Source organism: Arsenicicoccus sp. UBA6765 (assembly GCF_002453335.1).
In the GTDB taxonomy this organism is placed as follows: domain Bacteria; phylum Actinomycetota; class Actinomycetes; order Actinomycetales; family Dermatophilaceae; genus Arsenicicoccus; species Arsenicicoccus bolidensis.
The window spans coordinates 1-288 of record NZ_DKGR01000010.1 but is presented as its reverse complement, the minus strand read 5'-3'; the positions used below and the strand labels follow the sequence as shown (position 1 = coordinate 288).

1 protein-coding gene is annotated in these 288 nt (G+C 74.3%); it reads right to left on the bottom strand.

The genetic code is table 11. The annotated features are described in order from the left end of the window. On the bottom strand, positions 1-219 hold a 219-nt coding region (locus B4K29_RS01900; RefSeq protein WP_286966289.1), incomplete at its 3' end, for a TadE/TadG family type IV pilus assembly protein. Positions 220-288: the final 69 nt, after the last annotated feature.

Here is a 288-nt window from a genome sequence, read left to right as displayed (position 1 = left end):
GCGGGCGCCGTGGCGGGCGCCCTCGACCGCGCACTGCACGAGGGTGTTGCGCACGTGCAGCGCGACGGCGACCTGGACCACGCCGAGCACGAGGACCATGAGCAGGACGGTGACCATGGCGTACTCCGCCACGGCCGAGCCGCGCTCGGGGTCGTCTCGCACGGGGTGGTCGCGCTCGGGGTGGTCTCGCTCGGCGACCCGCAGGAGGGCAGGGGTCACCGGTCAGCCGCCGATGGTGGCCATGGCCTTCTCGAACAACCCCGTCAGGGCGGGCTTGGCCACGAGCGC